Source organism: Paenibacillus sp. SZ31, from assembly GCF_012912005.1.
Classification (GTDB): Bacteria; Bacillota; Bacilli; order Paenibacillales; family Paenibacillaceae; genus Paenibacillus.
Map to the genome: position 1 here is coordinate 25005 of NZ_JABBEA010000030.1, position 6387 is coordinate 31391.

Sequence of the window (6387 nt, forward strand, 5' to 3'; positions counted from 1 at the left end):
GGAATGCCAGGTGTAGAGTTATAGAACGTTCGTATCGCTCAGACTTCTGTGTTGCGGTCCATAGGGATGATAAAGGATACTTTCGTACCTTGGCCCGGTGAACTGACGATGCGTAAGCCCTGTCCGTACATCTGAGTCAACCGGCGATGCGTATTGGTTAATCCAATACCTCCAGTTCCTCCTGGTCCTTTCTTAGGCCATGCCAGCGCTCGTTCAATCTGCTCAGGCTGCATTCCTACACCGTTATCCTCGATCTCGATCAAGGTACTCATTGTTTGGTTGATGATCCGGATATGCACGGTTCCGCCCTCCACTTTGCTGAGAATACCATGTCGAACGGCATTCTCAATGAGCGGTTGAATGGTGAGTGGCGGCAAGGATAGATCCAGATCATCGGGGATATCCCAGATGACGTTCAACCGATGCATGAATCGTTCTTTCTCGATGTAGAGATAGGCTCGTGAGAGATCCAACTCATGAGAGACCTCCACCATTTTCTCCGAATTGACGAAATGAAAGCTGGTCTGAAGATACTCAATAAAAGCATCACCCAGTTTCTGCATTCGCTCCGTGTCCATCTCACTAAGAACCATGATTGAATTGAGCGTATTAAAAAGAAAATGGGGCTGAATCTGTGCTTGTAAGTAAGCAGCCTCCATGCGCAGCCGCTCATCGATGGATTGTTTCAGCACAATTAATGATCCGATGCGATGCCTCAACTCAACAGCATCAACGGGTTTGGTGACATAGTCCGTAGCTCCGGCCATGAATCCGGCGTACACATCAGCTGGTTCGTTACGAGCCGTCAACAACAGGATGGGAAGCTCTGATACCGAATAACGCTTGCGTACGTTCTCAGTCAGTTCATAACCGGACATATGAGGCATCATGACATCGGCAATCAGTAAGTCCCAAGGCTCCTTATCCAGCAATTCGAGTGCTTCAAGTGCCGAGGTCGCAGGTTGAATATGGTACGGTTCATTTGCAAGCATGGAGATCAGTACTCGCAGGTTTACAGGATCATCATCGACGGCAAGAATACGTGCGGCAGTCTTATCATGAGGTTGAGATAGGGTCTGCTGCTGCGGCTCTGCAACCGCAATTTCATCAAAGCTGTGAGCGTCCCATCGCTGCTCCGTCTGATCCGATAGTGATGCGGTATCTTCCCGTGGAAGCGAGATCTGGAAGGTAGATCCTTGCCCAGGTACAGATTGCACGGTGAGTTGGCCGCCATGGAGTTCGGTGAGTTGCCTGCTGATATTGAGACCGAGGCCGATTCCTCCACTTAAACGAGCCTCTGGGGTCCCCTGTTCATACGCCTCGAATATTCGCTGTTGTATCTCCTTACTCATGCCAACGCCTGTATCCGAAACTTGAATCAAGACGTGCTCTCCATGTTCCCGCACAGACACGGTAATGGTACCCTCGTCGGTAAATTTGAGCGCATTATGCAACAGGTTGTAGAGTACCTGAACAAGTCTTCTCTCATCGGCCTGAATCAACGGCAGTGATTCTGGAATATCCACCTGTATATGGATAGGCTTGCCCTCTGCCATGAATCGGAACATACCGATCACCCCTGGAATAACGGATGCAAGAGATAAAGGCTTCTTCTGAAGCTTAATCCGTTTCTCCTTCAGGCGAATCACATCAAGTAGGTCGTCAACCAATTGGGACATGCGTCGGCCGATGGTAACTAACAGCTTCATGTCTTCTGCCTGCTGCCCACCTGATTTACGTCGTTCACGCACCGCGATGCTCTCTGCGATATTGATGATCCCGTGCAGCGGTGTACGCAATTCATGAGCCGTATTCACAAGAAACTGATCCTTCTGGCGATCCTCCTCTTTGAGCTGTTCGTATAACTTCTCGATTTCACTTGAATTGCGGAAGTATTTCCTGAACCAATAGGCGGAGAAGCCAAACATGGCCGCGATCACATCAATCGGATAATAGACATTGGTAATTTCGTTATGCGAGTTTACAATTCCCCAGAGTACGCTGGATAAGCTGCTGGTTGCTGCAAAGAGCAAAAAGCTTGCGTCGCTTCGCTTCTCGGCTGCCATTCGGAAGAACAGGTACACAGACCAGCCGATGGCAAACAGATAAAGGAAATCAGAAATCCCAATTTCAAGTGCATGGTAGATCAGGGTCACTGGTGCCATAAGCAAAAATACACAGTAGATTCCAAGCACGCTGGCATAGATACGGAATAGTTTACGCCCTTGTAGACTATGGGAGAAGCTTCTAGCCATCTGTAAAAGAAAGAACGCGAATAATGGATAGGACAACGCTTTGGCCTTAACGATCCAAGTGAAGTTGAGTGGAATCCAACTCAATAACAGACTGTCATGGTCGGAGGCGACCGTTAGGGCAGCTACCAGCGTCAACATGGAGAACGTCAGCAGAGCTCGTTCCTTCTGGATAAACAGAAACATGACAAAAGCGTATAGGCTGTGCAGGAGCAGTATGGCGAACGTAATCTTTTGCAAATCGATGGATAGTCCTCGTTCACTTCCAATGGCTTCTGGAGAACCAAAATAGAGAGAGCGCGTGATCCCACCGCTATATGGATCGTCAAAATTGGCTGTCTGTACCAGAAGCGTAAGTTCATTGGCGCCGCCAAGTGTATAGGAAGTCGTAAATGCAGTCCTTTCTGGTCGATAGGCTTCGGCATGGGTGGCTGGTTGGCCGAACTCAGCAACAATGGTCCCGTTCATCTCGATGATCGATGATGTCTGAATTTTCTGAGCCCAGAGAGAGACTTCCTTCACGGATGGATCTAAAAGTATGCGAAGATGATACGTTCCATATCCGAATGACGATGAGGATTGTGGTAACGCATTCCGCCAGTCACCGGGAACTTGAATCCGTGTGGAGGAGTTGCCCACTTTTTTTGCGTCACGATTAGAGATTAACGCCTGGGGATAAAACTCCCATTCTCCATCCAGGGATATGGGTGAAGTGTTGGCGAGGTCCCAGCCTCGAAGGTCCAACACGCCTTTAGCGGGTTCAGGATGTGCGGGTATAGTGAAGGACTCGGACCATATCCAGCGAAAGCCAAGTAAAATAGTCAGGAATAAAATCGACAGCACTACATATCGGGGTATCTTTTTATAGGTTATTGGTTTCATGGCAGACTTTAGTTTTCGACAGTTTAATCCAAATTCCTGCATGCCCTCCGCTAATGATGAACATTTTTTTTGAATACCGGAACATAGATTCTATATTCAAATGATAGCGGTCCCACGTCAGGATTTATGGTAAAATTATAGATTAAAGGGTGATCAGTGAGCCAGAGGAGTTGTGCATATGAGAGTGATTTTGGTAGATGATGAATATCTCGCTCTGAGCAGGTTGAACAAACTGTTGCTAGAGAGAGAGGATTGCGAAGTTATCGGCTCTTTTCTGACGGCACAGGAAGCCATAGATCAGATCGAAATTCATCTGCCGGAAATCGTCTTCATGGACGTTCAGATGCCGGGGATGAACGGGATCGAGGCGACCGAACGTATCCATGAGGTTTCTCCTGGAACAGAAGTTATTTTCACAACCGCATATAACGAACATGCACTGACGGCCTATGGGCTTGAAGTGCTCGACTATATTATGAAGCCTGTAACACGTGACCGTTTGGAAAAAACGATGAAGATGTATCAACGCCGAACGGTGCCGGCAAGTCTGAATGTAGCAGAAGGACCATCCATGTTAATCCGCTGTCTGGGAATGCTTCAGGTCCAACTGCATCCAAATGAGCCACCAAAACATATGAAGTTCAGAACAACCAAAATCAGAGAGTTATTCGCCTATTTGCTTCACCATCGGAACAAACCGATTAAGCGGGATACGCTACTTGAACTGTTGTGGCCAGAGTTGGATGAGCGGAGAGGGATATCGAATCTGCATAGTGGCATCCATCGCTTACGCAGCATGATGAACGAATTCATGGGCGAGGACAAGATGTCCATTCGCTATCAGCAGTTTGGTTATCTATTGGAAACGGGTGAATTCAGGATTGACGCGGAAGAATGGGAGAGTCGTCTTAACCGATTGTCTCTATTATCCTCCTCTACAATAGCTGAGCATCGGCAGACCTCGGATCAATATGAAGGCAAATATTATGGTGAGGACGATTACGTATGGGCTGAGCTGGAACGTCAGCGCTTGCATGCACTATGGCGCAATCATGCCATGCAACTCGCACAATATTACATCGAAGTGGGACAGAATGCAGAAGCACTTACGCTATATCATCGGGTACAGCGGTTCGAGCCATCATTGGAGCAAGTCGGACTGGCGTTAATGAAGACCTACGATCGGTTAGGCAATAAAGATCCCGTGATCGCTCAATATAATCAGTTGGTTACTGCGTTAGAGCAAGAGGCGGGCATACGTCCTGGCTTGGAAGTTGAATTGTGGTACCAACAATGGAAACAATCGAATATTTGATTGAAAGTACACAGCCTTGCAGCTTCATTGCAGGGCTGTTTTTTGTTGTATTTGTTATTGAGGAGTTTGGTAAGAGTTTGGTAAGAGGCTATGTGTAGAATAAGCAAGATGAGGGTCGACAATACGCGAAATGTAAAAGAGGGAGGATAAGTATGTCGTTTTTGTACAGTAAGAAGTGGAAAAAAGGATTTAAAGTATCCGTAGTAAGCATGTTGTTATTAAGCACATTCATCTCTTCAATTGGTTCAGAGAGAGTAAGCGCAGCTAGCGCTCCTGTTCCAGGAGGAATGGGTCTTGAACCTGTGTTGTGGTTGAAAGCAGACTCGGATGCTACCACGGCAGACGGTTTATTAACAGATTGGAAAGATCAATCAGCTAGTCCAGTGGGGTTCGAACTAGACATTCCTGCTGGGAAGAAAGCACCAAGTTATAATCCGGGAGGAATTAACTTTAATCCCAGTGTAGCTTTCGATAATCCGACAGGTTGGAATCACTATAATAGCTCAGTAAAGTTTGTAGGTGACAAACCGATTACGTTCCAATCAGGCTATGCCGTTTATAAGTTTAAGAGCGGCGGAGCACTTGTGGGAGCGACTGAGCCTACAGGAACTAATGGTGTCATTATTATGGGCGGATATGGAGACAATTTTACTACAGGTAATGGCGTGCATAGTATCTTTGACTACTACAATCCAGTGGATAGAAGTCGAGCTCAGATTGTGAACTTCGATATCGTTAGCAATACCGATCATACGGCTCGAATAGATGGTGCTGGAGCTAAATTCACAAATAGGATGAACTTTGATAAGTTTACTTTTACTCCTGTAATTGGTGCGACTAGCGGAAGAAACTATAACTGGAGTGGTCTCGTAGCGGATGTTGCCGAGATCATTTTGTACGATGCTCAGACAGCTAACGACGCTTCAAAAATTGAGTCTTATCTGGCCATTAAATATGGTATTACGCTCAACAACGGAGCAAGTCCTTATCTTTCAACTAATGAAAGTGAAGTTTGGACTGTCGATTCCAAGTATAAGCACAATATTGCAGGAATCGGCAAAGATGAAGCACAGGGCTTGAATCAAAAACAAAGCCTAAGCATCAATGCTGGAGTACCACAAGTCGCCGTAGGTGTTAACACGCTGGCTGCTACAAATGCAGATAATTCCAGCATTTTGATGGATCAGCAATACTTCGTCTGGGCGGATAATGGTATGCCTCTGACGTATGATCAGTCGATTAATACACCCGGACAATATCATGCACAAAGAGTTTGGAAAGTGCAGAATACGAATAATGTGGACAAAGTGGAGATTGGTATCCCTGCAATCTCAGTTCCAGCAGGTTATCAATTACTGGTAAGTGACAGTGAAGATTTTACAGAGGCATCTGGCTATGATTTGAGTCTCAAAGATGTAAATGGAGTTCCGCATTATACAGCCAAGGCGGCATTGAAAGATGGCGAGTATTTCACGTTCAGTGCGTGGGCACCAAAATACACCAGTGCAAATGTAAGTAATGTATCTGTTACAGAAGATGAGGTTATTGTAACGTTTGATGAGGAACTGGATTTTTCGAATGTAGCAAGTTTAGCTGGCTTCAAGCTGGAGATCAACGGCCAACCAATCACGATCGACAGTTTCGAACCAGGGGCGAACAGCAAGACATTGAAGTTGAAAACGAGTCAGATTATCCCTTCCAATGTATCAGTGATCGTTTCATACGATATTGAAGATGGTAATCTGAAAGGAACTAACGGAGCCCCAGCTCAAAGCTTTAGCGAACACGCTGTGACAAAGGTAGACAAGTCTTTGCTGCAAGCGAAAGTAACTGAAGTTACAGGTGAGGATCTAGAGGAATCTGAGTATACGCCAGCGAGCTGGACAGCACTCGATGATGCGATGAATGAAGCAGAGCGAGTGTTGACTGATCTGACAG

Annotated in this window: 3 protein-coding genes; 2 read left to right on the forward strand and 1 reads right to left on the reverse strand. The window is 46.3% G+C overall.

The features are described from left to right. Positions 1 to 38 precede the first annotated feature (38 nt). Positions 39 to 3176 carry a hybrid sensor histidine kinase/response regulator gene (locus HF638_RS28315; RefSeq protein WP_248278303.1) on the reverse strand — a complete coding sequence of 1046 codons (3138 nt, stop codon included), beginning with the start codon at positions 3174 to 3176 and terminating at the stop codon, positions 39 to 41. A 136-nt stretch (positions 3177 to 3312) separates the two neighbouring features. Here HF638_RS28315 and HF638_RS28320 point away from each other — a divergent pair, with 136 nt between their 5' ends. Together HF638_RS28320 and HF638_RS28325 are read left to right on the forward strand one after the other, a co-directional pair. Then, positions 3313 to 4449: a response regulator gene (locus HF638_RS28320; RefSeq protein ID WP_169483219.1), complete on the forward strand. Its 1137-nt coding sequence runs from the start codon at positions 3313 to 3315 to the stop codon at positions 4447 to 4449. Between the two features lie 152 nt (positions 4450 to 4601). Then, a partial coding sequence (locus tag HF638_RS28325) for a DUF8202 domain-containing protein (protein ID WP_169483220.1) occupies positions 4602 to 6387 on the forward strand: 1786 nt, incomplete at its 3' end.